The 24,534-nt window shown below is 65.0% G+C and carries 23 protein-coding genes and 1 riboswitch; of the genes, 5 read left to right on the top strand and 18 right to left on the bottom strand.

Going from position 1 to position 24,534, the window contains the following annotated elements:
- Positions 1-2 precede the first annotated feature (2 nt).
- Together AC1DDG_RS18925 and AC1DDG_RS18920 are read right to left on the bottom strand one after the other, a co-directional pair.
- Positions 3-1,076 (bottom strand): lipid II:glycine glycyltransferase FemX, encoded by a 1,074-nt coding sequence (locus AC1DDG_RS18925; RefSeq protein WP_476877272.1) that lies wholly within the window; start codon positions 1,074-1,076, stop codon positions 3-5.
- 113 nt (positions 1,077-1,189) lie between these two features.
- Positions 1,190-2,023: a DNA/RNA non-specific endonuclease gene (locus AC1DDG_RS18920; protein WP_476877271.1), complete on the bottom strand. Its 834-nt coding sequence runs from the start codon at positions 2,021-2,023 to the stop codon at positions 1,190-1,192.
- A 145-nt stretch (positions 2,024-2,168) separates the two neighbouring features.
- Between AC1DDG_RS18920 and AC1DDG_RS18915 the strand changes: the two genes are divergently transcribed.
- The gene (locus AC1DDG_RS18915) at positions 2,169-2,747 is read left to right on the top strand and encodes a TspO/MBR family protein (RefSeq protein WP_476877270.1); all 579 of its coding nucleotides are present in this window, start codon (positions 2,169-2,171) and stop codon (positions 2,745-2,747) included.
- A 4-nt stretch (positions 2,748-2,751) separates the two neighbouring features.
- Here AC1DDG_RS18915 and AC1DDG_RS18910 read toward each other — a convergent pair whose 3' ends face one another.
- From AC1DDG_RS18910 to AC1DDG_RS18890, 5 genes are all read right to left on the bottom strand, one after another.
- A complete protein-coding gene (locus tag AC1DDG_RS18910) occupies positions 2,752-4,164 on the bottom strand; it encodes an L-serine ammonia-lyase (RefSeq protein ID WP_476877269.1) in 1,413 nt (470 codons plus the stop codon).
- 182 nt (positions 4,165-4,346) lie between these two features.
- Positions 4,347-4,730 (bottom strand): glycine cleavage system protein GcvH, encoded by a 384-nt coding sequence (gene gcvH, locus AC1DDG_RS18905; RefSeq protein ID WP_476877268.1) that lies wholly within the window; start codon positions 4,728-4,730, stop codon positions 4,347-4,349.
- Between the two features lie 522 nt (positions 4,731-5,252).
- Entirely contained in the window at positions 5,253-6,413 is a 1,161-nt protein-coding gene (gcvT, locus tag AC1DDG_RS18900; RefSeq protein WP_476877267.1) for a glycine cleavage system aminomethyltransferase GcvT, read from the bottom strand.
- Positions 6,414-6,423: 10 nt separating this feature from the next.
- Positions 6,424-9,270, bottom strand: a complete 2,847-nt coding sequence (gcvP, locus tag AC1DDG_RS18895; RefSeq protein WP_476877266.1) for an aminomethyl-transferring glycine dehydrogenase — start codon at positions 9,268-9,270, stop codon at positions 6,424-6,426.
- A 197-nt stretch (positions 9,271-9,467) separates the two neighbouring features.
- Positions 9,468-9,566: riboswitch (glycine riboswitch) on the bottom strand.
- A gap of 123 nt (positions 9,567-9,689) precedes the next feature.
- The gene (locus AC1DDG_RS18890; protein ID WP_476877310.1) at positions 9,690-10,229 is read right to left on the bottom strand and encodes a TetR/AcrR family transcriptional regulator; all 540 of its coding nucleotides are present in this window, start codon (positions 10,227-10,229) and stop codon (positions 9,690-9,692) included.
- 67 nt (positions 10,230-10,296) lie between these two features.
- On the opposite strand from AC1DDG_RS18890, the gene AC1DDG_RS18885 reads away from it, so the two are divergent.
- Positions 10,297-11,871, top strand: coding sequence for an MFS transporter (locus AC1DDG_RS18885; RefSeq protein ID WP_476877265.1), 1,575 nt, complete (start codon positions 10,297-10,299; stop codon positions 11,869-11,871).
- A 41-nt stretch (positions 11,872-11,912) separates the two neighbouring features.
- On the opposite strand, the gene AC1DDG_RS18880 is transcribed toward AC1DDG_RS18885, so the two are convergent.
- The 3 genes from AC1DDG_RS18880 to AC1DDG_RS18870 all read right to left on the bottom strand — a co-directional run bounded on the left by AC1DDG_RS18880 (position 11,913) and on the right by AC1DDG_RS18870 (position 13,349).
- The gene (locus AC1DDG_RS18880; RefSeq protein ID WP_476877264.1) at positions 11,913-12,371 is read right to left on the bottom strand and encodes an SRPBCC family protein; all 459 of its coding nucleotides are present in this window, start codon (positions 12,369-12,371) and stop codon (positions 11,913-11,915) included.
- Positions 12,368-12,736, bottom strand: a complete 369-nt coding sequence (locus AC1DDG_RS18875) for an ArsR/SmtB family transcription factor (protein WP_476877263.1) — start codon at positions 12,734-12,736, stop codon at positions 12,368-12,370. Before AC1DDG_RS18875 ends, AC1DDG_RS18880 begins: the two co-directional genes overlap by 4 nt.
- 133 nt (positions 12,737-12,869) lie before the next feature.
- Positions 12,870-13,349: a Dps family protein gene (locus AC1DDG_RS18870; protein ID WP_230119772.1), complete on the bottom strand. Its 480-nt coding sequence runs from the start codon at positions 13,347-13,349 to the stop codon at positions 12,870-12,872.
- A 211-nt stretch (positions 13,350-13,560) separates the two neighbouring features.
- Between AC1DDG_RS18870 and AC1DDG_RS18865 the strand changes: the two genes are divergently transcribed.
- From AC1DDG_RS18865 to AC1DDG_RS18855, 3 genes are read left to right on the top strand one after another with little or no spacing between them, the layout of a single operon-like run.
- Complete coding sequence (locus AC1DDG_RS18865) at positions 13,561-14,628, top strand: nitrilase-related carbon-nitrogen hydrolase (RefSeq protein WP_476877262.1); 1,068 nt, start codon at positions 13,561-13,563, stop codon at positions 14,626-14,628.
- Positions 14,625-15,665: an agmatine deiminase family protein gene (locus AC1DDG_RS18860; protein ID WP_476877261.1), complete on the top strand. Its 1,041-nt coding sequence runs from the start codon at positions 14,625-14,627 to the stop codon at positions 15,663-15,665. The genes AC1DDG_RS18865 and AC1DDG_RS18860 overlap by 4 nt, the downstream gene beginning before the upstream one ends.
- Entirely contained in the window at positions 15,662-17,233 is a 1,572-nt protein-coding gene (locus AC1DDG_RS18855; RefSeq protein ID WP_476877260.1) for an APC family permease, read from the top strand. The genes AC1DDG_RS18860 and AC1DDG_RS18855 overlap by 4 nt, the downstream gene beginning before the upstream one ends.
- 311 nt (positions 17,234-17,544) lie before the next feature.
- Here AC1DDG_RS18855 and tcuA read toward each other — a convergent pair whose 3' ends face one another.
- From tcuA to AC1DDG_RS18815, 8 genes are all read right to left on the bottom strand, one after another.
- Positions 17,545-19,038, bottom strand: a complete 1,494-nt coding sequence (tcuA, locus tag AC1DDG_RS18850) for an FAD-dependent tricarballylate dehydrogenase TcuA (RefSeq protein ID WP_476877259.1) — start codon at positions 19,036-19,038, stop codon at positions 17,545-17,547.
- 95 nt (positions 19,039-19,133) lie between these two features.
- Complete coding sequence (locus AC1DDG_RS18845; protein WP_476877258.1) at positions 19,134-19,997, bottom strand: amino acid ABC transporter permease; 864 nt, start codon at positions 19,995-19,997, stop codon at positions 19,134-19,136.
- Complete coding sequence (locus AC1DDG_RS18840) at positions 19,994-20,638, bottom strand: amino acid ABC transporter permease (protein WP_476877257.1); 645 nt, start codon at positions 20,636-20,638, stop codon at positions 19,994-19,996. The genes AC1DDG_RS18845 and AC1DDG_RS18840 overlap by 4 nt, the downstream gene beginning before the upstream one ends.
- A 10-nt stretch (positions 20,639-20,648) precedes the next feature.
- Positions 20,649-21,512 carry a glutamate ABC transporter substrate-binding protein gene (locus AC1DDG_RS18835; protein WP_476877256.1) on the bottom strand — a complete coding sequence of 288 codons (864 nt, stop codon included), beginning with the start codon at positions 21,510-21,512 and terminating at the stop codon, positions 20,649-20,651.
- Positions 21,513-21,550: 38 nt separating this feature from the next.
- On the bottom strand, positions 21,551-22,300 hold the full coding sequence (locus AC1DDG_RS18830) for an amino acid ABC transporter ATP-binding protein (RefSeq protein WP_476877255.1): 750 nt from the start codon (positions 22,298-22,300) through the stop codon (positions 21,551-21,553).
- A gap of 228 nt (positions 22,301-22,528) precedes the next feature.
- Complete coding sequence (locus tag AC1DDG_RS18825) at positions 22,529-23,191, bottom strand: GntR family transcriptional regulator (protein WP_476877254.1); 663 nt, start codon at positions 23,189-23,191, stop codon at positions 22,529-22,531.
- 381 nt (positions 23,192-23,572) lie between these two features.
- The gene (locus AC1DDG_RS18820) at positions 23,573-24,121 is read right to left on the bottom strand and encodes an AMIN-like domain-containing (lipo)protein (protein WP_476877253.1); all 549 of its coding nucleotides are present in this window, start codon (positions 24,119-24,121) and stop codon (positions 23,573-23,575) included.
- Positions 24,122-24,304: 183 nt separating this feature from the next.
- A partial coding sequence (locus AC1DDG_RS18815; protein WP_476877252.1) for a hypothetical protein occupies positions 24,305-24,534 on the bottom strand: 230 nt, incomplete at its 5' end.

The raw sequence follows: 24,534 nt of genomic DNA, 5'->3' as shown, positions 1-24,534 counted from the left end.
TCTTAGTAAAATTGCTGTCCGGTCCGGCGGGTATACAACTGCCGCGCCACCCGCTCGCCCGCGGCCATCCACGCCCTGTATTTCAGTGGGCTAATGACCTGGTCGTAGCAGCCCACGAAGTCGGTGACGGTCTTGCTGAAGCTGGTCTTGAACAGGCCGAGTCCGTGGAACGGGTTGGACTTATCCTTGAGCTTGTCACTCGGCGGGGTGCCGCAGAAGTCGTATTCCGTGCAGCCAAGTTCCTTGACCTGATTGATCGCTGTCCACTGCACCAGGTGCGAATCGCCGTACTGGCTGCGTTTCTGGAGGGAACCGCCGTCCTTGTAGGTGCCCTTGCGGCCGTAGTTGATCACGAAGGCGCCCACTGAGGGCGCGCCGTTCTCGTAGACGAACAGCAGCCTGCCCTGGCCGCGCTTGATGAAATTGGTCCAGAACTGGCTGTAGTACTCGTACTCCCGGACCCGGACCTGGGACTTCGCCTCGACCGTCGTGGTCATCAGCCCGTACATGGCGCGGAAATTCTCCTCGGTGGGCTCCACGTTCCGCACCTCGACGCCCTCACGCAGGGCGCGGCGTACCGCGTTGCGGCCGCGTGAGTGCAGGTTCCGGAGCAGCTGGTTCTCTTCGGGGGAAATATCCAGGAGCGCGGTGGAGTCGTTGGGCTGCAGGTTGTGGGTCTTGACCAGCCCCGCCCCTTCGATGGCCTGACGGGCTGAGTCGGTGAGCACGATGTCCGGTTCGATCTTGATGGCGAAAACGCCGAGCCGCGCCCTCTTGACGAAGTCCGCGTTGGCCCTGGCGATACCGGAAATATCCTCGACGTCGGCCACGTCGGGCCCCTTGATGAGGTACCAGAGTTTACCCAGCACCGGAAAGGTCTTTTCCAGGACCAGGTTGTAGCTCGTGTAGTCGGCTGTTTCGTAGACGAGGTGGAGGGGTTTCCAGCCGAAGTGCTGTTTGACGTCGGCGAAGGCCTCCGACTGCAGCAGGTTTCCGCCGTTCGGATTCGCGGTGACGTGGGAATCCCAGTTGGCGACCTCCTCGGAGGAGGCAAAGCGGGCAGTGAATTCTCGCAAGTGTGCCGTGTCCAATCTTCGCGTACGTGTCTGCAGCTGGTGCCCGGTGAGGCAGCCTCAAGTCTATCCGCCGTGTCTGGCTGCGGGCTTGATACACCCGGGCGCCGCCCTGCTCAGAGCCGTATTTGCGCCGTGTCCGTGAGCAACATCGCATTGCTGTCCGGGCGTGGCCCGTCCGGACCGGCAATGAAGCGGTCGGCGTCTTCCAGCTGCGTGAGCGGCATTCCGGACAACGCTGAAATCTGCCGCACAGGCACCTGGAAGGTCCGGAAGGGCCCAAGGGGCGGGGGCTCGTCCGCCAGCAGCCGCTCCGTGATGGCCCGGGCCAGCTCCTCCTTGCCCAGCAAGGGCGACTGATCGAGCAGGAATCCCGCGGCGGCCAGCTGCCCCTCCATGGTCCAGACGGCGATTTTCCAGAATTTACGGGGTATCTGCACTCCCCTGTACGGCAGATCGTCATCTGCCAGGACCGGGCCGGTAAAAACGCTGATCCTGGCGTCGTACTGTTCCGCGTGGTTGAGCACATGGTCCTCAAGGCCCCGCCACAGTTCCACTCCCTGGTTGAAGTCCGAGGCCTGGGGAGCGGCGTTGGAGTAGGTGAACGTGTCCTGGTTGGCCGTCCGCGCCGTGGTTTCATCGCCCCACACGGGGTCAAGGCGCCGGACCAGATGCCCGCGGTCCAGGTCATTATTCTGGTAAACCTCGGGGCCGGCCTGCACGTTCCGCGGAACCCTGGTGTCAAAATGCCAGATTCCCTCACGGGCCAGCGGCACGAGTTCGCTCCCGTTGATATTGACGGCGGCCACGACGGCCAGCCTGCGCGCAGCTCGAAGCCGGATGGAGAAGTGCGTGTAGTCCAGGAGGACGGTGGAACCGGCGGGGGCGGGCAGTTCGACAGAGACCCGCAGAAAGTCGGGAACATATCCGCCGCCGCCAGTGCTCAACATAGCTCAATGGTGGCACCCGGGACTGACACTGTGGAGTGCTCGAGCGGTGCGGCGCTGCCCGGATGCGGCGCGTGCGGCTGGTGCGGCCGCATCCTCCGGCGAAGGCTCCCTTGACTCTGGCTCTTCCCGTGGCAAGTGTTGAACCATGGCGACGAAAGACCACGGACCGGTTGCCGCCGAGCGCCGCGATCCGCACGGCCGCAGGGGAACAGCCGTCCAGCTGGCCGCGCTCCTGCTGTTCCTGGCTGGCTCCGCGCTGGTGGCCCTCCTCGGTTCACAGGCCACCATCAACAACGTCGACGGCTGGTACGCCTCGGCCAGCAAGGCGCCGTGGTCCCCGCCGAACTGGGTGTTCGGACCCGTGTGGACGCTGCTCTACACCGCCATGGCGGTGGCCGCGTGGCTCGTCTGGCGCCGCCAGGCTCCCCCGGCCCGGTCAACCGGAACTCAGACCTCCGCAACCCGGACAGCGCTCACGGTGTACGGCGTTCAGCTGGCCCTGAACCTGGCCTGGACGCCCGTGTTCTTCGGTCTCTATCCGGCGCTGGGCACGGCCGCGCTCTGGCTGGCACTGGCGATCATCCTCGCCCTCGCCCTGGCTGTGGCCGCGACAGTGCTGTGCTTCGGTCCGATCAGCCGCGCCGCCGGATTGCTGATGTTGCCCTACCTGTCGTGGGTAGTCTTCGCCGCGAGCCTGAACCTCTGGGCAGCCGTCAACAACTGACGGCTCAGCACTCCACCACGTTGACGGCGAGTCCGCCCATGGCCGTTTCCTTGTATTTGGAGCTCATGTCCCGGCCGGTCTCCCGCATGGTAACGATCACTTCGTCGAGGGACACCCGGTGCGAGCCGTCGCCCCAGAGCGCCATCTTGGCGGCGTTGATGGCCTTCGCTGCCGCGATTGCGTTCCGCTCGATGCAGGGCACCTGCACGAGCCCGCCGATCGGGTCGCAGGTCAGGCCCAGGTTGTGCTCCATGGCGATTTCCGCGGCGTTCTCCACCTGCGCCGGCGTGCCGCCCATGACCTCGGCCAGGCCCGCGGCCGCCATCGACGACGCCGATCCCACCTCGCCTTGGCAGCCCACTTCCGCCCCGGAGATTGACGCCTGTTCCTTGTACAGCACCCCGATGGCGCCGGCGGTCAGCAGGAACTTCACCACGACGTCGTCGCGGTCCTGCTGGGTGGCCTTGTCCATGCCCGGGGCGAAGTGCAGCGCGTAGTACAGCACCGCGGGGATGATGCCCGCGGCACCGTTCGTGGGCGCGGTCACCACCCTGCCGCCCGAGGCGTTTTCCTCGTTCACGGCCAGGGCAATCAGGTTGACCCATTCCTGCCAGTACTTCGGGTCCCGGTAGTCGGGATCATGGTCCCGGCTTTCCTTCAGGAGCCGCTCGTGCCAGTCGGGAGCACGACGGCGGACCTTCAGCCCGCCCGGAAGGAGACCCTCGCGCTTGAGGCTGGTCTCCACGCAGCCCTCCATCACCGAGTAGATGTGAAGAAGCCCTTCGCGGATTTCAGCTTCGGTGCGGGACGCGCGCTCGTTGACCAGCATGATCTCGCCGATCGAGAGTCCCTTGGACTGGCACCGGCCCAGCAGTTCCGCGGCGGTGCGGAACGGCAGCGGAAGCTCCTTCTTAGACTCCTCAAGCTCCTGCTGGGCCGCGTCCTCCTCGCCCTCACGGACGATGAAGCCGCCGCCCACCGAGTAGAAGGTGGCGCTGTGCAGCACCCCGCCGTCCGCGTCCGACACCGTGAAGGTCATGCCGTTGGTGTGCCTAGGCAGGATCGTCAGCGGACGCAGGACCATGTCCTTCACCCCGTAGGGCAGCGGCACGGAACCGGCCAGCTGCAGCGTGCCCGTCTCGGCGATCGCCGCCAGCCGTTCCTCGACCTCGTCAGGCAGGATCTTCTCCGGGTGGAAACCTTCGAGACCGAGCAGGATCGCGGTCATGGTGCCGTGGCCGTGGCCCGTGGCCGCCAGCGAACCGTACAGGTCCACCCGCAACGACGCCACCCGGCCAAGGTCTCCGGAAGCCTTAAGCTCCTCTGCAAACACCGCGGCAGCACGCATGGGGCCCACCGTGTGCGAACTGGACGGGCCAATTCCGATGGAGAAGAGGTCAAAGACTCCAACAGCCATTGTCGGTTCCTAACTAGGTCTTGCTGTGGCCCGGCAGATGGTCCTGCCGGATGACTGAGTGGCCGCGGGTCGCGGCTTGCAGCCGGTCAGTACGGCGGCGGGCGGCAGCTAGTGGCGGCCGCCCGCCGTCGTGCTGTTTTAATCCACGCTACGCGGTTTTTGCCGCGGCGAGGTCGAAGCGCTTACAGCTCGCCGCCGTTCTTTGAAGCGTATTCCTCGGCCGACAGCAGCGGGCCCTCCGATTCGGCGGCGACCTTGAACAGCCAGCCGGCGCCGTACGGATCACTGTTGATCAGGGCCGGATCGTCGACGACGGCGGTGTTGATTTCCGTGACCTCGCCGGTCACCGGCGAGTACAGGTCCGAAACGGACTTGGTGGACTCCACCTCGCCGCAGGTTTCCCCCGCCGTCACCGGGGAACCAACCTCGGGCAGGTCCACGTACACGATGTCGCCGAGGGCGTCCGTGGCCACGGCGGAGATGCCGATGGACACAACGTTCCCGGCCTCGCGCGCAACCCACTCGTGCTCGTCGGAGTACTGCAGTTCACGGGCAACTTTTGCCATGTGTTTTTCCTTTACTTTTGAAAACTTGGTGCTAAATCAGTTGTGGCTGGGTTACAAACTGGCGGTGGCCGGGTTGGCTGGCGGATGAGCGAATTCCTCCGCGTGCTCGGTCGCGAGGGCGCCCGCTGAGCGGACGCGACGCTCCCTTAGACGCACGCTTCCGGAATCCCCTCACCCGCCGACCGCCGGGTTTCAGTTCTGGACGCCAACAGTTTTCGAAAAGACGTCAGTTCCGAAAGAAACCGTCGCTCTTCGATATCTTCTAGAGCCAACCCCCGGCAGGCGGTCCATCCACCAGCACCTTTGGCTTTCGAAGGCGCCGGTGCCCGTTGGTCCCGATGCGGCGGCGCGTCTCAAAAGGTGAGCTGCTGGCACCCTTCGGGGCTGGCATCCGGAAGCGTGCGTCTAAGGGAGCGTCACGTCCGCCCAGCGGGCGTCTACGCGACCGAGCACGCGGAGGATGTCAGCCCCGACGGGGCCAGCCCCGGGGCCGGGTACCGATGAGGTACCCGGGCGGGCGGCCTACTTTGAGCGCTTGTAGAAAGGCAGTGCGACGACTTCGAACGGCTCCGTTTTGCCGCGCAGGTCGATGTCCAGGGCCGTGCCGGGTTCGGTGAACTCGACGTCGACGTAGGCCATCGCGACCGGGTAGCCGAGGGTGGGGCTGGGCTGGCCGGAGGTGACTTCGCCGACAACGTTGCCGTCTTTGAGGACCGGGTAGTGGCCGCGCCCGGCACGGCGCCCGAGCCCCTTGAGGCCCACCAGCTTGCGGCCAGTGGTGGAACCGGCGCCGACTGCCTTGAGCTCGCTCAGAGCCGCCTTACCCACGAAGTCCCCATCCTTGGACAGCGCGACGACGGGACCCAGGCCGGCGGCGAAGGGGTCGCCGTCGAGGGAAAGCTCGTTGCCGTACAGCGGCATCCCGGCTTCGAGGCGGAGCGAATCGCGGGAGGCGAGTCCCGCAGGCGTCAGCTCCCCTTCGTCCGCAATGGCGACGATGGCCTGCCAGAGGGCGGCGGCGTCGTCGTTGTCCACGAAGATCTCGAAGCCGTCCTCGCCGGTGTAGCCCGTGCGGGCGAGCAGAAGTTCCTGGCTCGCACCGCCCACCAGGAAAGGAACTTCCACGGCGGCGTAGTACTTCAGGCCGGTGACGAGCTCGTGCTGCGCGGCGGGAACCAGGCGGAGGAGGATCTCCTCGGCCTTGGGACCCTGGACGGCGATCAGCGACGTGGCGGCGGAGACATCCTCAACCACGGCGTCGAACCCGGCGGAACGCTCAGCCAGGGCCTGGGCAACCACCTTGGCATTGCCGGCGTTGGGCACCACCAGGAACCTGTCCGTACCGCCTTGTGCGGTGTCCTCAGTAGCGGGCCGGCGGTACACGATGAGGTCGTCGATGATGCCGCCGTCTTCCTTGCAGATCAGCGAGTACTTGGCCTTGCCGACGGCCATCGCCGAAATCTTGCCGACGAGCGCGTAGTCCAGAAAGGCTGCAGCGTCCGGGCCGGTGACCCAGACTTCACCCATGTGGGAGAGGTCGAAGATGCCTGCCGCGCTGCGGACGGCGCGGTGTTCGGCCAGCTCGGAGCTGTATTTGAGCGGCATCTGCCACCCGCCGAAGTCGGTGAAGGAGGCGCCGAGCTTCTTGTGCTCTTCGTAAAGGGCGGTGTAGTTCTCAGACATGGGCGGATCCTCAGTTTTCAAACTCGGAAAGCGGCGGGCAGGAGCAGATCAGGTTGCGGTCGCCCAGGGCGCCGTCGATCCGGCCCACGGGCGGGAAGTACTTGTCCTGCTTGAGGGAGTGCACCGGGAACACCGCCTGTTCGCGCGGGTATTCGCGGGCCCAGTCGGAGCTGATGACGACGGCGGCGGTGTGCGGGGAGTTACGCAGCGGGCTGTCCGCCACGCTGAAGTCGCCGTTGGCCACCTGGTCGATTTCAGCCCGGATGGCAATCATCGCCGTGATGAAGCGGTCGATTTCGCCCAGGTCTTCGGACTCCGTGGGCTCCACCATCAGCGTGCCGGCAACAGGGAACGCCAGGGTGGGCGCGTGGAAGCCGTAGTCGATGAGGCGCTTGGCAACGTCCTCCGCCGTGACGCCGGTCCTGGCGGTGAGCTCGCGCAGGTCCAGGATGCACTCGTGGGCCACGAGCCCGCCCTCGCCCGTGTAAAGCACCGGGAAGAAGTCGTTCAGGCGGGCCGCAATGTAGTTCGCGGCGAGCAGCGCGGACTTGGTGGCGTCAGTCAGGCCGCTGCCGCCCATGAGCTTCACGTAAGCCCAGGAGATCGGCAGGACGCCTGCTGATCCGTAGTTCGAAGCGGAGATGGGCACGTCATTACCTTCGGTCCAGGTCGCGGCGTTGCCGGGCATGAACGGCGCCAGGTGGGCCTTGGCAGCGACCGGACCGACGCCCGGGCCGCCGCCGCCGTGCGGGATGCAGAAGGTCTTGTGCAGGTTCAGGTGCGAGACGTCGCCACCGAATTTGCCCGGCTGGGCGAGCCCCACGAGGGCGTTGAGGTTGGCGCCGTCGATGTAGACCTGCCCGCCGGCTGCGTGTATGGCGTCGCAGACTTCCCGGACATCGGCGTCGTACACGCCGTGGGTGGACGGGTAGGTGATCATGATCGCGGACAGTGCGTCCTTGTGCAGCTCGATCTTGGCGTTGAGGTCGGCGTGGTCGATCGTGCCATCTGCCGCCGTGGCCACAACAACAACCTTCATGCCGGCCAGGACGGCCGAGGCCGCGTTGGTGCCGTGGGCGGAGGCCGGGATCAGGCAGATGTTGCGCTGGTCATCGCCGCGTGAACGGTGGTAGCCGCGGATGGCCAGCAGGCCCGCGAGCTCGCCCTGGGAACCGGCGTTGGGCTGGATGGACACCTGGTCATAGCCCGTGATCTCGGTCAGCTGCGCTTCAAGATCTGCAATCAGTTCGCGCCAGCCCTCGGTCTGGGAATCCGGGGCAAACGGGTGGATGGACGCGAACTCCGGCCAGGAGATCGCTTCCATTTCGGCCGTCGCGTTCAGCTTCATGGTGCACGAACCCAGCGGGATCATGGTGCGGTCCAGCGCGAGGTCGCGGTCGGACAGCCGGCGCACGTAGCGCAGCAGCTGGGTCTCGGAGCGGTGGGTGTTGAACACCGGGTGCTGCAGGTACTCGGACGAGCGTTCGACGGCGGCGTCCAGGGAAAAGGCGTCCGTCGCCTCAACGGCCGTGGCACCGAAGGCGCCGAGGACGTCCTCGACAATTGCCGCCGTCGTCGTTTCATCGGTGGAGATGCCCACGGTGTCCGCGTCGATGCTGCGGAGGTTGATGCCCCTGGCCTCGGCCGCGGCGATGATGTCCGCCGCCTTGCCCGGCACAGACACGGTCACGGTGTCGAAGAAGCTGTTGTGGAGGACGACCAGCCCGGCAGCCTTCAGCGAGGTGGCGAGGGTCCTGGCGTGGCGGTGAGCGGTTTCGGCAATCGCCTTCAGCCCGTCCGGACCGTGGTACACGGCGTACATCGAGGCGACGATGGCCAGCAGGGCCTGCGCGGTGCAGATGTTGGACGTCGCCTTCTCGCGGCGGATGTGCTGCTCCCGGGTCTGCAGTGCGAGGCGGTAGGCCGGAACTCCTGCAGAGTCCTTGGAGACACCAACGAGGCGGCCCGGCATCGAGCGCTCGAGGCCCTTCTGGACTGCCATGTAGGCGGCGTGGGGTCCGCCGTAAAACAGAGGCACGCCGAGGCGCTGCGCCGAGCCGACGGCGATGTCCGCACCCTGCTCGCCCGGAGGGGTAATCAGCGTCAGTGAAAGGAGGTCCGCGGCAACCGTCACCAGTGCACCGCGCTCCTTGGCGGCAGCGATGACCTCGGAGTGGTCGAAGACGCGGCCGGAAACCCCGGGCTGCTGGAGGACAACGCCGTTAATGACGCCGTCAGGCAGGCCCTGGGACAGGTCGGCGACCTCCACCTCAAAGCCGAGGGCCTCGGCGCGGCCCTTGACGATGGCGATGGTCTGCGGCAGGCAGTCGGCGTCGAGCACCGTTTTGCCGTCGTGGGCGGCCTTGTTCTTGTTGGCCCTGCGCATCATCAGCACGGCCTCGGCCACGGCGGTTGCTTCGTCCAGCAGCGAAGCGTTGGCGATGGGCAGCCCCACGAGGTCCTGCACCATGGTCTGGAAGTTCAGCAGGGCCTCGAGGCGGCCCTGGGAGATTTCCGGCTGGTACGGCGTATAGGCCGTGTACCAGGCCGGTGCTTCGAGGATGTTGCGGCGGATCACCGGCGGGGTCACGGTGTCGTAGTAGCCCTGGCCGATCATCTGCACGGCCGTCTTGTTCTTCGCGGCAAGCTTGCGCAGCTCGGCGAGGGTTTCAACTTCGCTCAGGGCCGGGGCAAGCTCCAGCGGGGAATCCTGCCGGATGTCGTTGGGAACTGCGGTATCAACCAGAGCATCAACGGTGTCGTAGCCGACAGCCTTGAGCATGGCGTCGACGTCGGCTTCACGGCGGGCGCCGATATGCCGGTCAACGAAGGACGTGGAGGCTGAATTGACAGTCAAGGGAACTCCATAACTAAGGCGGCGCAGGGTACGCCACATCGATCGGGTTCCTCCCCGCTCTGTATTGGACCTGAGAGTTTCCGCGTTGCTGTGGTTTGCGCACAGCCCCGCTTGCACCGTCGGTGAGCACAGCATGTCCTGATGTTCGGGATCATCCCGGGACTCCAGACGGACAGCCTGCTACTTTCCAGAGTTGCCTTGCCGCGGCGGTACATGGGCCTGAGAGATTCCTGGGGAGGATTTGCTCCTACGGCGCCTGCTTGTACCTACTTGCAGAACTCTCCCGCCGCAGATCAAAGGCATATTCAGTTAGCGGTGACAACAGCCACAGAGGCTATTCTCCTATGTCCGGAACGCGTCCGCAAACTGTCTCGTAGCGGCCGGATGGTATTGCCGCCGGCGCTTTCAGCACCGGCCGGTCAGCCCCGGAGCCGCTCCAGCGCGGCAAGCAGGCTCTCGACGTCGGCGGCCGTCTCGGCAGCTGTCGCGGCCGGCCCGATCGACAGCATCGCATTGAAATACAGGCCGTCCCCCATGTACAGGACCGCCTTCGCGAGCCCGGGCCCCACATCCTTGGCGATCTCATCGAGCCAGCGCTGCTGAATATGGGCGAAACGCCGCCGGGTCTCCTGATGGGCCACCTCTGCGAGCCGCGTTGCCGCCACAATGACGCGGTCGAGGGGGGTGTCTGCCCACACTGAGGATTTGATGAAGTAGGCGGCCGCACCTTCGGGCGCCGTGGCCATGGCCCGGGCATCGGCCTCGGCATGCTCGTCCAGGCGGTCCAGCAAGACCCCGATCAGGGCCTCCTTATTCGGGAAGTGGTAGAGCAGGCCCCCTTTGGAGACCCCGGCGCGCCCGGCCACGGCATCCAGGGTTGCTGCTCGCTCGCCTACCTCGATGAGGAGGGATTCAAAGGCGTCGAGGACGGCACTGCGCGCTACTGGTTTTCTGGCCATGGCTCCCATCATGCCTGTTCTGGTCATTCGTTCGATAACTGTACCGTCCAGACGGTACAGTTAAGTTATGACCGCGTCCGCAGACCTCCAGCAGCAAAAGCCCACCACCCAAGCAGCAGCACAGCCCTCCCCCGCCAACGGCGGAGCCCGCGACTGGCTTGCCCTGGGTCTGCTCATGTTTCCGGTCCTCCTCGTGGCGGTGGACAACACCGCGCTGACCTTCGCCCTGCCGGCAATCGCGCGGAGCCTGGATACGTCCGGAGTGCAGCTGCTGTGGATCGTGGACGCCTACGCCCTGGTCCTGGCCGGGCTCCTGGTTGCCATGGGAGGCCTGGGTGACAGGATCGGGCGCCGCCGGCTGCTGCTGATTGGCACCATGGGATTCGCCGGAGTCTCGGCCGCCACGGCGTTCGCCCCAAGCGCCGAATGGCTGATTACCGGCCGTGCCGCACTGGGCTTCTTTGGCGCCATGCTGATGCCCTCCACGCTCTCGCTCATCCGCAACATTTTTCCGGACCCCAACAGGCGCAGGCTGGCGGTCGCAATCTGGGCGGCAGGCTTCTCCGGCGGCGCAGCCCTCGGCCCGATTTTCGGCGGCTGGCTCGTGGAGCAGTTCTGGTGGGGCGCGGTCCTGCTCGTGGCCGTGCCCATCATGCTGCCGCTGCTCATCTTCGGCCCGTTCTTCATTCCGGAGTCCAGGGACCCCAGGCCGGGCCGGGTGGACATGCCCAGCATCCTGCTGTCAATGCTGACCATGGTGCCCGTGGTCTACGGAATCAAGGAACTGGCCACCGAAGGCCCGGGCGCACAGGCCCTGTCCATCATTGCCTTTGGCATGGCCATGGGCTTCGTCTTCGTTCGTCGCCAGCAGCGGCTCGCGTCCCCGCTGCTGGACCTGTCCCTGTTCAGGAACAGGGTGTTCAGCACGGCCATCACAGCCAACGTGCTGGCGCTGTTCTCCTTCAACGGCTTCATCCTCTTCCTGGCACAGCACCTGCAACTGCTGGAAGGGATGTCGCCCTCGGCGTCGGGGACTGCCATGCTGCCCGCACTGACGGCCACCGTGGTGGCGGGGCTTCTGGTGGTGCCGCTGGTCCGGAAGATTCGGCCCGGGTTCGTGGTGGCCGGCGGCCTGTCGCTGAGCGCGTCGGGCTACTCCCTGGTGGCTTTTGGCGACCACTCCGCCGGACCGGCCCTGCTGCTTGGTGCACTGCTCCTCCTTGCCCTCGGCGTGGGTGCCGCCGAAACAATCTCCAACGACCTGATCCTAGGCGCCGTGCCGCCCGCGAAATCCGGGGCCGCGGCGGCGATTTCCGAGACGGGCTACGAAGTGGGCTCACTGCTCGGAACGGCCGTTCTTGGATCGATCCTGACCGCCTCGTACCAGAGGCAGCTTGCACTGCCCGCAGCCGTTACCCAGGTGGCGCCGGCAGACTCCGCGGACCGGGCCCGGGAAACCCTGGCGGGGGCCATGGAGCTTGCGGGAACGTTGCCGGCGCCGCTGTCCGAGGCCCTCGCCGCGGCCGCCCGGGCGGCCTTCGACTCGGGCGTCCACATCACGGCGGCCATCGCGCTGGTACTGATGGCGGGAGCGTCAGTCCTCTCCGCCGTCGTTCTCCGCCGGGTGCCGAGGGCCCGCTAAGGGACCGCGGAGGAGCGACGGCGGCCTGCCGCGGCCGCTGCTCAGTGGCCTTCGACGAAGGCCTGCAAGGCATCGAGCAGGCCTTCGGTTCCCTCCTTCCTCCCGGCCACCTGGTCAACCTCCGTGAAGTAGGCGCCCTGTTCGGTCAGCGTCAGCAGGGTACCGTCGCCCTCAGCCTGAAGCTCCACCGTGCTGAGCGAAACGGACGTGCGCTGACCGTCCAGCAGCATCTCGTAGGTATAAACGATCCGCTCGTTATCCACGATGTCGTAATAGAGGGCATGCATGGTCGAAACGAAACCGCCCTCGGGCCCTCCGACGTCCGTCTCACGGCCGCCCTCCCGGAACTCGAGGCTTGATTCGCCCTGGTTCCACTCCGGCGGGCCGCCAAACCACTTCTTCTTGCTGGCGAAATCCGAGAACGCTTCAAAAACGCGCGACGGCGGGGCGTTGAGCGTGCGTGACAACGTGAAGCTGGCATGCGTGATGGGGGTGCTCATGGCGTACTCCTGGTTGTTGTTGTGGGTGGATCATCTGAATCAAGGAACGACTCGAGCCGGTCGAGGCGGCGTTCTTCAGCCGTCCGGCGCGAGCTGAGCCAGCCCTCCGCACGGCGGACGGCAGCGGGGACAATGGTGCAGCTGCGCACGCGTCCGATCTTTTCGCTGCGGACCAGGCCACTGCCCTCCAGGACCTGCAGGTGCTGGAGGATTGCCGGCAGGCTCATGGCAAACGGTCGGGCCAGCTGCGAGACTGACGCCGCGCCGTCGCAGAGGCGGATAAGGATCGCCCTCCGGGTGGGGTCGGCGAGCGCCTGGAACACGGAATCCAGGTCCGAATCCTCCGCCAGCTGATTGTTAAGCACATGCTTAAGTATTCTCCGCAACCCCGGAAAGTCAAGGGTTCAAAGCACAAAACAGCCCCGGAGGAACTCCGGGGCTGTTTTGTCGGTTCCGCGGGCGTCGGCCGCCTGCGGATCTCAGATTTTTAGGCTGCGGTTACTTGCTGTCGGGCTGTGTGACGCTGGCCGAGGCCTTCATGTTCTCGGCACCCACCATCCAGGCGTACTGCTCCAGCTTTTCAATGAAGGCGTGCAGCAGGTCTGCGGTGGTGGGGTCCTCTTCATCCACCTCGTCATGGACCTTGCGCATGGTGCCCACGGCGGCCTCAAGCGCGGCGACGATCCGGTCGATCGCGTCCTTGGTGTTGATGAGGCCTTCCGGGAACTGGGCCAGGCTGGTGGACTTGGCCACCGTCTCGCTGCGGCCATCGGGCAGCGCGTGCAGGGCGCGCATCCGCTCCGCCATGTCGTCAGCAAACGCCCTGGCGGCATCGACAATCTCGTCCAGCTGCAGGTGAAGGTCCCTAAAGTTGGTCCCCACAATGTTCCAGTGCGCCTGCTTGCCCTGGATGTGCAGTTCGATCAGGTCCGCAAGCACGGCCTGCATGTTGTTGGTCAGTGTCGGTGAAGCTTTCATTCGTCCTCCTCGAGTGGTCCAGTAGCTCCGACGCTACCGCAGGCCGGGTCAGGGCAGGCAGGAGCAGGCCCAAAATTTCACGATCAGCTTACTTACCATTCCTGTCATATATGAATGCTATTCAAATTAACCCTTGCCAGCCGCCGCCGGGCTGTGCATACTAAATGAACGTCATTCATTTAGTGACGGTCGTCTCTCTGGAGTAGTCATCATGATTGAAATCACCTGCCTCGATTCACCCTCCTCCCTGGCCCGGACAGTGCCGTCCGCGCGTCCGGCACTGCGGATCGGCGTCGTCCAGCACCGTTGGCACAGCAACGCTGCTGCTCTTCGCGCCGAACTGAACGACGGCATCGAGCGCGCAGCCCGCCTCGGCGCCACAGTTGTCTTCCTGCCGGAACTTACGCTGTCCCGCTATCCGGCGGACCAGATTCCGGACAACGATCTGTCCCTCGCCGGACAAACCAGGCCACGCCCCTCGGACGCGGCCGAGGACCTGCTCACCGGCCCCACCTTCCGCTTTGCCGCCGAAGCTGCCCGCAGGCACGGCATCTGCGTCCACGCCTCGCTCTACCAGCGGGCGGACAACCCCGACGGCCCGGACGACGGCTTGGGACTGAATACTTCCGTCCTCGTGTCCCCCGGCGGCGAACTGCTCGCCCGCACGCACAAGCTGCACATCCCCGTCACCGCCGGCTACTACGAGGACCGGTTCTTCCGCCAGGGCCCGCCCGCGGATGACGCCTACGAAGTCCACTCGCCTGCCGAACTCGGCGGCGCACGCCTCGGCATGCCCACCTGCTGGGACGAGTGGTTCCCCGAACTGGCCCGGCTGTACTCGCTCGGCGGGGCGGAACTGCTCGTCTATCCGACGGCCATCGGGTCCGAACCGCTGTTCCCGGAGTTCGACACCCAGCCCCTGTGGCAGCAGGTGATTGTGGGCAACGGCATCGCCAACGGCCTGTTCATGGTGGTCCCGAACCGCTGGGGCCAGGAGGGCAGCCTCAACTTCTACGGATCCTCCTTCATCTCCGACCCCTACGGCCGCATCCTGGCGCAGGCTCCGCGGAACGAGTCAGCCGTTCTCGTCGCGGACCTTGACCTGGACCAGCGCCAGGACTGGCTCACGCTGTTCCCGTTCCTGACCACCCGCCGCCCGGACACCTATGCCCGGCTCACCGAACCCGTCCGCCACGATGCACCGTTCGGGGACGAGGCGGGTCCCGCGATTTCGACCAGTTCAATCAGTGGTTATGCGCCTGCCGAGGTGACCGCATGAGCGCGTGGCGCATGCCCGCCGAAACGGCACGCCAGGACCGGCTCTGGATGGCGTTCCCCACGGGCGGCTACACCCTGGGCGACACAGCCGAAGAGGCGCACGCCGCGCGTTCCGTCTGGGCCGCCGTCGCCAATGCCGCCGTTGAATTTGAGCCGGTCACCGTGGCGGTGGCCCCCGACGACGTCGATACCGCCGCGCGTTACCTCGATCCCGCCGTCGACGTACTGACGGTGGAACTGAACGACGCCTGGATGCGGGACATCGGCCCCACCTTCGTGCTGGACGGCGCCGGCCGGCTTGGTGCGGTGGACTGGGTCTTCAACGGCTGGGGCGCCCAGGACTGGGCGCGGTGGGACAAGGACTCGCTCATCGCGGCGGAAGTCGCCGGCCGGTCCGGCGCCCACCATCTCGTGTCCGGTCTGGTTAATGAAGGCGGCGGCATCCATGTGGACGGCGAGGGAACCGTGCTGGTCACCGAGACCGTGCAGCTGGACCCGGGCCGCAATCCCGGGCTCACCAAACCGGAGATCGAAGCGGAGCTGGCCAGGACCGTCGGCGCCAGGCACGTTATCTGGGTTCCTAGGGGCCTCACCCGTGATTCGGAGCGGTTCGGCACCCGCGGACATGTGGACATCGTGGCCGCCATCCCCTCGCCGGGCACACTGCTGGTCCATTCACAGCAGGACCCGGCGCACCCGGATTTCGAGGTCAGCCGCGAGATCGTCAGCTTCCTGTCCACCACCCGGGACGCGGCCGGGCGTGAATGGAACATCATCGAGGTTCCGGCCCCCACGGTCCTCACGGACGCCGAGGGCTTCGTGGACTACAGCTACATCAACCATGTGGTGGTCAACGGCGGAGTCATCGCCTGCACCTTCTCCGACCCCAACGACGAGAAGGCCCTCCGCATCCTTGCCGACGCCTACCCCGGGCGCCGCGTGGTGGGCATCGACGCCCGCGAGCTCTTCGCCCGCGGCGGCGGCATCCACTGCATCACCCAGCAGCAGCCCGCTGCGTCCTGGAAAGGTCAGTCATGAGCCAAACCACCCGCGCCAGCGCACCGGCGGGCGATCCTGCCGGCGGCCCCGGCACAGACGCCCCGGGAACTGTGCACGGCATTACCGGGAAGGGACTGAAGGGCGGGCAGCTGGGCCTCCTCGCCGTCGTGGTTCTGGGCATTTCCACCATCGCGCCGGCCTACACGCTGACCAGCGCGCTGGGCCCCACCGTCAACGAGGCCGGGCTTCAGCTGCCGGTCATTTTCCTCATCGGCTTCATCCCCATGATCCTGGTGTCCCTCGCCTACCGGGAGCTGAACGCCGATTCTCCCGACAGCGGCACCACCTTCACCTGGGTGACCAAGGCCTTCGGCCCGTGGGTCGGCTGGATGGGCGGCTGGGGCCTGCTGGCCGCCAACATCATCGTGCTGTCCAACCTGGCCGGCGTGGCGGTGGACTTCTTCTACCTGTTCCTGGCCCAGCTGACCGGATCGCCGGAACTGGCGGACCTCGCGGCGAACAAGCCGCTGAACGTGGTCACGTGCTTCGTGTTCGTGGCGCTGGCAGTGTGGGTCAGCTACCGGGGCCTGCACACCACCAAGGTGGTCCAGTACGGGCTGGTCGGATTCCAGCTCCTGGTGCTGGGCCTGTTCGTGGGCATGGCGTTCGCGAACTGGTCCTCGTCCGGGACCGCCATCCCGTTCAGCTGGGAGTGGTTCGACGTCACCAAAATCGAGACGTTCGGCCAGATCGCCGCCGGCATTTCCCTGTCCATCTTTGTCTACTGGGGCTGGGACGTGTGCCTGACGGTGAACGAGGAGACCGCCAACGGCAAGAAAACGGCAGGCCTGGCAGGCACGCTGACCGCCGTCGTCGTCCTGGGCATCTACCTGCTGGTGACCATCGCAACCATGATGTTCGCCGGCGTCGGGGACACGGGGATCGGCCTGAACAACGAGGAGAACCACGCCAACGTCTTCACGGCCCTGGCCTCGCCCGTCATGGGTCCGTTCGCCATCCTGATGTCGCTGGCCGTGCTCTCCAGCTCGGCGGCCTCCCTGCAGTCCACGTTCACCTCGCCGTCACGGAGCCTTCTCGCCATGGCGCATTACGGCGCGCTGCCGGAGCGGTTCAGCCGCCTCAGCAGGAAGTTTTCGACGCCGGGATTCGCCACCGTCGCCGCCGGCGCCTTTTCGGCGGTCTTCTACGCCGTGATGCATGTGATCAGCGAGAACGTCCTGAATGACACCATCCTGGCGCTGGGCCTGATGATCTGCTTCTACTACGGGCTCACGGCGTTCGCGTGCGCCTGGTACTTCCGCAACAGCGTCTTCAGCAGCGCACGCAACTTCATCTTCCGGCTGTTGTGCCCGCTGCTGGGCGGCCTGGGGCTGCTGGTAGTCTTCCTGCAGACCGCCGCGGACAGCTGGGCGCCGGAGTTCGGCAGCGGTTCCGAGGTCTTCGGCGTGGGGCTCGTGTTCGTCCTCGGGATCGGCATCCTGGCCCTGGGAGTGGTGTTCATGCTGATCATGGCCAGGCTGCGGCCGGGGTTCTTCCGCGGCGAAACCATCCGCCAGGACACGCCGGCGCTGGTGGTGCCCGACTAGGCGTGGCAGGAGCCGAATGGTCCAGTGGCCGGGTTCCACCCTCGTCCGGGCTTGGCGGGCACCGACGGAATCCGCTTAATGCGGGCTTCGGAGAAGGCAGGGCGGCGTTACCGCCACCCTGCCTTCTCCCCATGGGCGCACTTCCCACGCCCGACTTTCGGGCTGCCTGTTGCGACGGAGTGCGGGAAGAGCGCCCATCTGTGCCGGACATAGGGCAGGCGGTCGGTGGTCATGGTCCAATCGGGGACCAGTTGTTCGTCCCTGGAACGCTAGTCCCGGGACCTATCGCAAAAAGTGCAGTGAACCGTGCCCTACGCCAGAACTCCGGCTCGCCGGCCGAAGACACATCCGGCAGCAAGTCCGGTGCCGCCGGGGTAGTTGACGCTGAATAGTCCGCCGAGCATTTCACCTGCCACGAACAGGCCTTCGATGTGCTTGCCGTCCGCGTCCAGGACGCGGCCGTGGGTGTCGGACTTGATGCCACCGAAGGTGAACGTGATTCCGCAGGTGACGCCGTAGGCGTAGAAGGGTCCGGTTTCGATGGGGGCGGCCCAGTTGCTCTTGACCGGTTCGGTGGCGGCCTTCCGGCCATCCTTAATGTTGGGGTCGAACGGGATGGAGCGCTCGATCGAGTTGTTGAAGTCCGTCACGGTTTTGGACAGGCTTTCCGGGTCGATGCCGATTTTGACGGCCAGGTCCTCGAGGGTGTCGGCGACCTCAACGGAGATGCCGGGCATCTCGTATTCTTCGCTGCGCAGCATGGGCCGAAGGCCGGCGTCGAAGATCTGGTACGCAACCGAGCCGGGCTGCTTGAGGATTTCCTTGCCGTACTTGGCGTAGGTGTAGTTCCGGAAGTCCGCGCCCTCGTCCAGAAAACGCTTGCCGTCGGTGTTGACGATGATTCCAAACGGGTAGCTTTGCCGGGTGAGGCGGTTGGTGAGTTCGCGGTTGCTTTCGTTGGTGGCGGTGAAGGCATCCCACTGGACGCTGTGGCAGGTGCCCCAGTCTCCGCCCTTGGTGGCGCCGATCTCCAACGCTGCGGCGATCATGTCGCCGGTGTTGTAGGGCGTGCCGCGTACTTTGGCGTTTTCCCAGCCTTCGCCCAAGTACTCCCGCCGACGCTTCGGGTCGGCCTCGAAGCCTCCGGCGGTGAGGACCACGGATTCTGCCGGCAGGCGCAGCTCCCCTTCAGAGGTGTTGACGACGACGCCGGCTACACGGCCGTTCTCAACGATGAGGCTTTGGGCCGCGTGGCCGTACCTGACTTCGATGCCCAGCTCTGCAGCTACCCGGGTGTGGTCTTCGATCAGGCCTTCGCCGCCGCCCACGTTTCCCACGTGCAGGCCGCCCCAGAAGAGGTAGGACCCGTCGGCACGCTCGAAGGCCTGGCGTTCGTACATCAGGCGGTACTTCAGGCCCAGGCCGTTGAGCCAGCGAAGGGTGGACTGGCTCTCGGCAATGAGGACTTCCGTCAGTGCCTGGTCGTTCCGGCCTTCGGTGACCTTTGCCAGGTCTGATGCGTATTCTTCAGCACTGTAGGGCGGAACGACGGTCCGGCCGTGCCGTTCGTCCGGTTCCACGAGCCCTTGGAGGTCATCCAGGCCGTTGTGCACGATGCGAGTGGCGCCGGCGGTGTAGAAGCTGTTGCCGCCGGCCATGTCTTTGGTGCCCTTTTCGAGCAGGATGACTTTTCGTCCGCGGACGGCAGCGGCGTGGGCCGCTGTGAAGCCGGCGTTGCCGCCACCGACGACGATCACGTCGGCCTTTGTGAGGTTTGCAGCTGCGGATTCGTTCTGATCAGCCATTGTTCTTTGGCTCCTTAATTTGTGAATTTATAAGTATTCGTCTGTATACAGAGCCGGCCAAGCGTACTTGGCCCGTATGGGGCGACCCCGGGGTGTCAGCGGCGGGCCGGCACGAGGTCTGGTTCTGCTGCCGTTACTGGCAGCGGTTCCTGCTCGGCGAGGCGGTTTTGGCGGCGCTCCAGGGCCACGGCCAGGGCGCCCAAGGCGACGTTCACCACCAGGAACCCCAAGGCGGCAACAAACTGCGCCTGCAGCAGCGACCGGGTGTAGTACTGGCCGATGACGGTGGCCGACCTCAGCAGTTCCATGTAACCGCCGAGCACAAAGGCCAGCGCCGTTCCTTTGAAGAGGATGATGAGCTGGCTCACCAGGGCGGGACTCATGGACCTCAGGGCCTGCGGAAGCAGGACCAGGCGCAGCGTGCCGACCTGGGAGAAACCCAGCGCGAGGGAGGCCTCGGCCTGTCCCGGTGGCAGCGCGAGGATCCCGGAGCGCAGCAGGTCACCGATGACAGCCCCGCTGTAGAGGGTCAGTGCGATTACCAGGAACCAGAAATCCCCGAGTTTAAGGCCATAGTTGGGCAACACCAGCGACGTGAAGTAGAGCAGCAGGAGCAGGGGGATGCTGCTGAAGACATCCGTGTAGACCCGGCAGGTTCTGCGGATCAGGGTGTGGGTGGAGACCAGCCCGAACGCCAGGAGGCACCCGGTGATCATGGACAGCACCATGCCGACCGCTGCGGCCGCAATGTTGTTCCACAGGCCTTGGCCGAGAAGCGCCCAGAGCCCCGGCTCGGCGAACGGAGCCCACGCCGCAGCGCTCAGCTCGCCTTTGTCGTAGAGGACCCTGAAGACCAGATAGGCGCCGGCGGTCACGATGACGGCGGTGAAGATTTCCAGTAGCAGGTGGCGGCGTTTGCCGCGCGGACCGGCCGGGTCAAAAAGCGATACGGTACTCATCGGCTGAACGCCACCTTCTGATCGACTGCGGATACGAGCCGGCCGATGACCAGCCCGATAACGAGGTAGCAGACGGCGGCCCCGCCGAAGATAATGAACGGTTGTGCCTCATCCACCGCGATCTTGTCCGAGAGGAACGTCAGTTCGGATACCCCCACCAGGGCAGCGACCGATGTGTTCTTGACCATGGTGATGAAGACGTTGCCCAGCGGTCTGGTGACCGTGGCGAAGGACTGCGGAAGGACGATGAGCTTCAGGGACGCCATTGGCCCGAAGCCCAGGGCGCGCCCGGCTTCAAGCTCGCCGCGGTCTACGGTGTTCAGACCCGAACGCAGGGTTTCGGCCACGAACGGCGCCGTGTAGAGCACCAAGACGATCGCGGCCGAGGCGTAGAGCGAGTACTGGATGCCCAGGACCGGGAGGCCGAAGACAAACAGCACCATTTGTACGGGAAGCGGCACGTTCCGGAAGATCAGCACGTAGGCCAAGGAAACCGCCCGGGCCGTCCTGACGGGGCTGGTCCGTAGTGCAGCGAGCAGCGTCCCCAGGATCATCGAACCCGTGGCGCCCAGGAGAACGAGTCCCAGAGTCACCAGCACGCCCTGACCGAAATCGACGAGATGATTGACAAGGAATGACATAAGCCGATCCCTACAGGGTTACTTTGGGCGGGGTAACGTCGCCGGGCTTGACCTTGCCGATCGTGGAGTCGTAGGCCTTCTTCCAGTCCCCGTCCGCGATGGCCTTGTTCAGAAGCTGATCAAGGTAGTCATGGAATGCTGCATCGTCTTTCGCGGAACCGATGGCAAATTCCTCGGCATCGGCCAGATGGCCGTCCGCGATGCGGTAGGCGTCCGGATTCTGGGACTGGACACCGAGCAGGATGGCCTCGGTGGTGGTCACCGCATCGACCCTCTTGTCCTTCAATGCCTGTGCGCATTCACTGTAGGTGCTGAACAGGACCACGTTGGCCGCGGGCACGGCCTCACCGATCAGCTGGGCAGCGCGGGCGCCGGTGGTGGAACACACGGTCTTGCCCTGGAGATCCTCGGGTTTGTTCACTGAGCTGTCGTCCTTGCGGACCAGCAAGGCCACGTTGCTCTCGAGGTAAGGTCCGGCGAAACTGACGACTTTCTTCCGCTCTTCCGTCACGGCGTAGGAGGCGATCACGACGTCGACCTTGTTCTGCTGCAGGAACGCTTCGCGGTTTTTGGTGACCGCCTCCACGAACTCGACATTGTCTGCACTGCCGGTGAGGTCCTTGGCCAGGATTCTGGCCATCTCAATGTCCAGGCCTTCCATCTTGCCGGTGACTGGATTTTTCACGCCAAAAAGCGGCTGGTCGAATTTGACCCCGACGATGACTTTGCCGCGTTTCTGGATCTTGTCCATCGTGCTGTTGCCCGGGAAGCTCTGGGCGGGCTGACTGTCGGCGGCCGGGGCGGTGCCGGCGCAGGCTGTGGTGCCCAGGATCAGGGCGATGGCCAGTGCGGGCAGGAAGTGCTGGCGTTTCATGGTTACTCCTTAGGGTGGGTGCGTCTTTGCACAGGCTGTTAGTGGACCGAGGAGAGGAAGACTTTGGCCCGGTCGCTGGAAGGGGAGGTGAAGAATGTTTCAGGCTCGGCAATTTCGACGATGGCTCCGGCGGCCATGAAGACGATCCGGTCGGCGAAAGCACGGGCGAAGGACATCTCGTGGGTCACGACGATCATCGTCGTGCCGCTCTGCGCCAGGTTCCGCATGGTTGCCAGAACCTCGCGGGTGGATTCCGGGTCGAGCGCGGACGTGGGTTCATCAAAGAGCAGGACCTTGGGTTCCATGGCCAGTGCACGGGCGATGGCTGCGCGCTGTTTCTGGCCTCCGGAAAGCTGGGACGGCCGGCTGTGTGCCTTGTCGGCGATGCCCACCATGGCCAGCAGCTCGTGGGCCCGCGTCTCTGCCGCCTGCTTGTTCAGGCCCAGGATCTTCCGTGGAGCGAGGGTGATGTTCTCGAGGATGGTCTTGTGCGAGAAGAGGTTAAAGGACTGGAAGACCATCCCCACCTCGGTACGGAACTTGTACAGGTCCCTGCCCTCGACAGGCTGTTCGTGGCCGTCGATGAGGATGTGACCCTCGTCGATGGCTTCCAGCCGGTTGATGCACCGGCACAGCGTCGATTTGCCCGACCCTGACGGGCCCAGTATGACGACCACCTCGCCACGGCGCACCGACAAATCAATGCCGCCCAGGGCCTGCATGCTGCCGAAGCGCTTGCCGACCCCGCGGAACTCAACGACGGTGTCCGTCTCTGTGATCGCTGTCATGATCTATCTCCTTTGATGGAATACGACTGTATACAGTGAAGTACAGTGTTGCATAGTGACCGCAATCACGGCAAGTCTTGGGAGTCTCCGGTGGGTGCTCATGCCTGCACCCGCCCCGGCAACGGATAGGAGAGCCAGCGGCACCCCGGGCAATACTGGCATGCCAGGGGGACACGGATGGCTGGTACTCCGCGGAAGAAGGTTTAGCGGCAGAGCCGCTGGGGAATCTTAGTAGGAGGCCGATTTCCGCAGCAGGTCGAGCCTGATCATGCGGGCTGTCTCCATGTGTTCGCGCGCGGTGTTCCGCGCACCGGTTTCGTCGCCGGCAGTGATGGCCGCGACCAGCTTCGCGTGCTCGGCCAGGGCCTCATCCCAACGCTTTCCTACCGACAGAGTCGAGTGGGGGGTGCGAATCAGGTGGGTGGAAAGCCGCTGCAGGAGATCCTGTAGGACCGGATTATGCGCGGCCGCCCAGACAGCGGCGTGAAACTCCAGGTTCGTCGAGGCCCGGGTCTGGTCATCCGGACCCGAAAGCGCACGATCACGTTCCACCAGGCCTTCGAGCTGCATTATGTCAGTGATGCCGCGGGACAGGGCTGCCTGCCCGGCCGCCTCCTGTTCCAAAAGAATCCGCACGTCGTATACCTGGATGACCTCCTGCGGGGTCGCCTGATGGACTTGCAGACCGCGGGCGCCACGGTCCAGAAGCTGGTCGTGCTGGAGACGGCGAAGAGCTTCGCGTACCGGAGTGCGGGAGACGCCGAAGCGTTCCCCCAGGGTAACCTCCCGTAATGGAGTCGCCGGAGGAATTGCGCCGCCCAGGATTTCAGAGCGCAGCTGGGCATAGATCGAATCTCCGTCGTGCCGCATCGGTGCAGAACCAGTTGACACAGCATTCCTTCCACAGAGGCGACTTCGGATGGGAGACTTGTCCTGCTACTCGATCCCGCCAGATTTCACAGCCCTGAAGTCGTCTCCCGGGCAGCTATTGTATTCACACGGACACTGCGGTGTCCAAGATGTGGCTTCCTTCCCCATCCTGGATGGTGCTTAGTCAGGCCGACGGTCCCACGCCGCGTCCGGCGTGCGACTTCGGAAACTAATCACCGTTGTACCAAGGCACGGCCGGCCCGAAACGCCGTCCCTTCGAAGCACAGCCCATCTAGAACAGCAAAGCGATGCCCCGTTCCCGGCTTGCCGGGGGCGGGGCGTCGCTTGGTTAATCGGCGATTCGCGAGTTCAGGGTTTCAAGGGTTTGAACAACCCGGCTCGTCACCAGTGGTGGGCAACGTCTATGACGAGCCGTGTGCCCGAGCCCGGTCCGGCGAGGGTGAAGACCTTGTACGGCAGCCGGGCGCGGACGCCGAGTCCAAGGGTGGTGTAGCCCTCGAAGCTGCCTGCCCAGGCCACCTGCCTGAAGGTCTGGTATCCGGATACGTTAGTCACCTCTGACCGGTTGGCCGGAATGAATGTGGCCTTCCCGGTGACGTTGTCGTAGGCCGGTGAATGGACGGTTACCTGAAGGAACGCGCCGCCCCTCAGCTTGATGGGCAGGCCGGAGCCATCCTGGACCACCTTGGAGACGTAGCGGACGTTGTAGCCTCCCGCCTTCCCCTTAATATCGATCACCATCCGGTCGAAGCAGTAGTGCTGCCCCGTCCGAACATTGGTTACTGCAGCGGTGCTCATGGCCTGGTTGGTTTTTGCCAACGAGCCCCAGACGAGTCCGCAATACGAGGCCGCGGAGGCGGACCCCGGAACAAGAAGGCCTAGTCCGACAGCCATAAGGATAGCTGTCAGCCAAGCATAGATTTTTTTCATTTTGGCCACCCCCTCGAGTGATTGGATAGCTCAAGCGTAGGAGTGCCGGAACCCCAAAACGAGGGTTGTATCCGGTTCGGGGCGGAACCGTTAGTCTCCTCGGCAACCGATTACGGGAACGTGATTCCAGGCTCGGAATTGGGGCGTTTGAGAGCTGTTCGTGCCGCTACCTCCATATTCCTGTTACCGCTGATAACGGCCGATATCAGCGGAAGCGGAAGCAGTATTTTCCGGCCGGTCCGCCACGTCCGGCAGATCGGCTGTGGGGTTATAGGACAAAACGTGTGTATGGGAGGGGCTCGCTTCCCAGTGTTGGCGGGCGAATTCCGGGATGGCTAAGCTTTCGAAGCTTAGGGTGGCTGGGGTGCTTGCATATCTCTGGAATGTCTTGTCTGCGGTCAATCGCTGGTACG

The sequence above is a fragment of the Arthrobacter sp. 10L430 genome (assembly GCF_056395245.1).
This window is presented reverse-complemented; position numbering and strand designations above follow the sequence as displayed.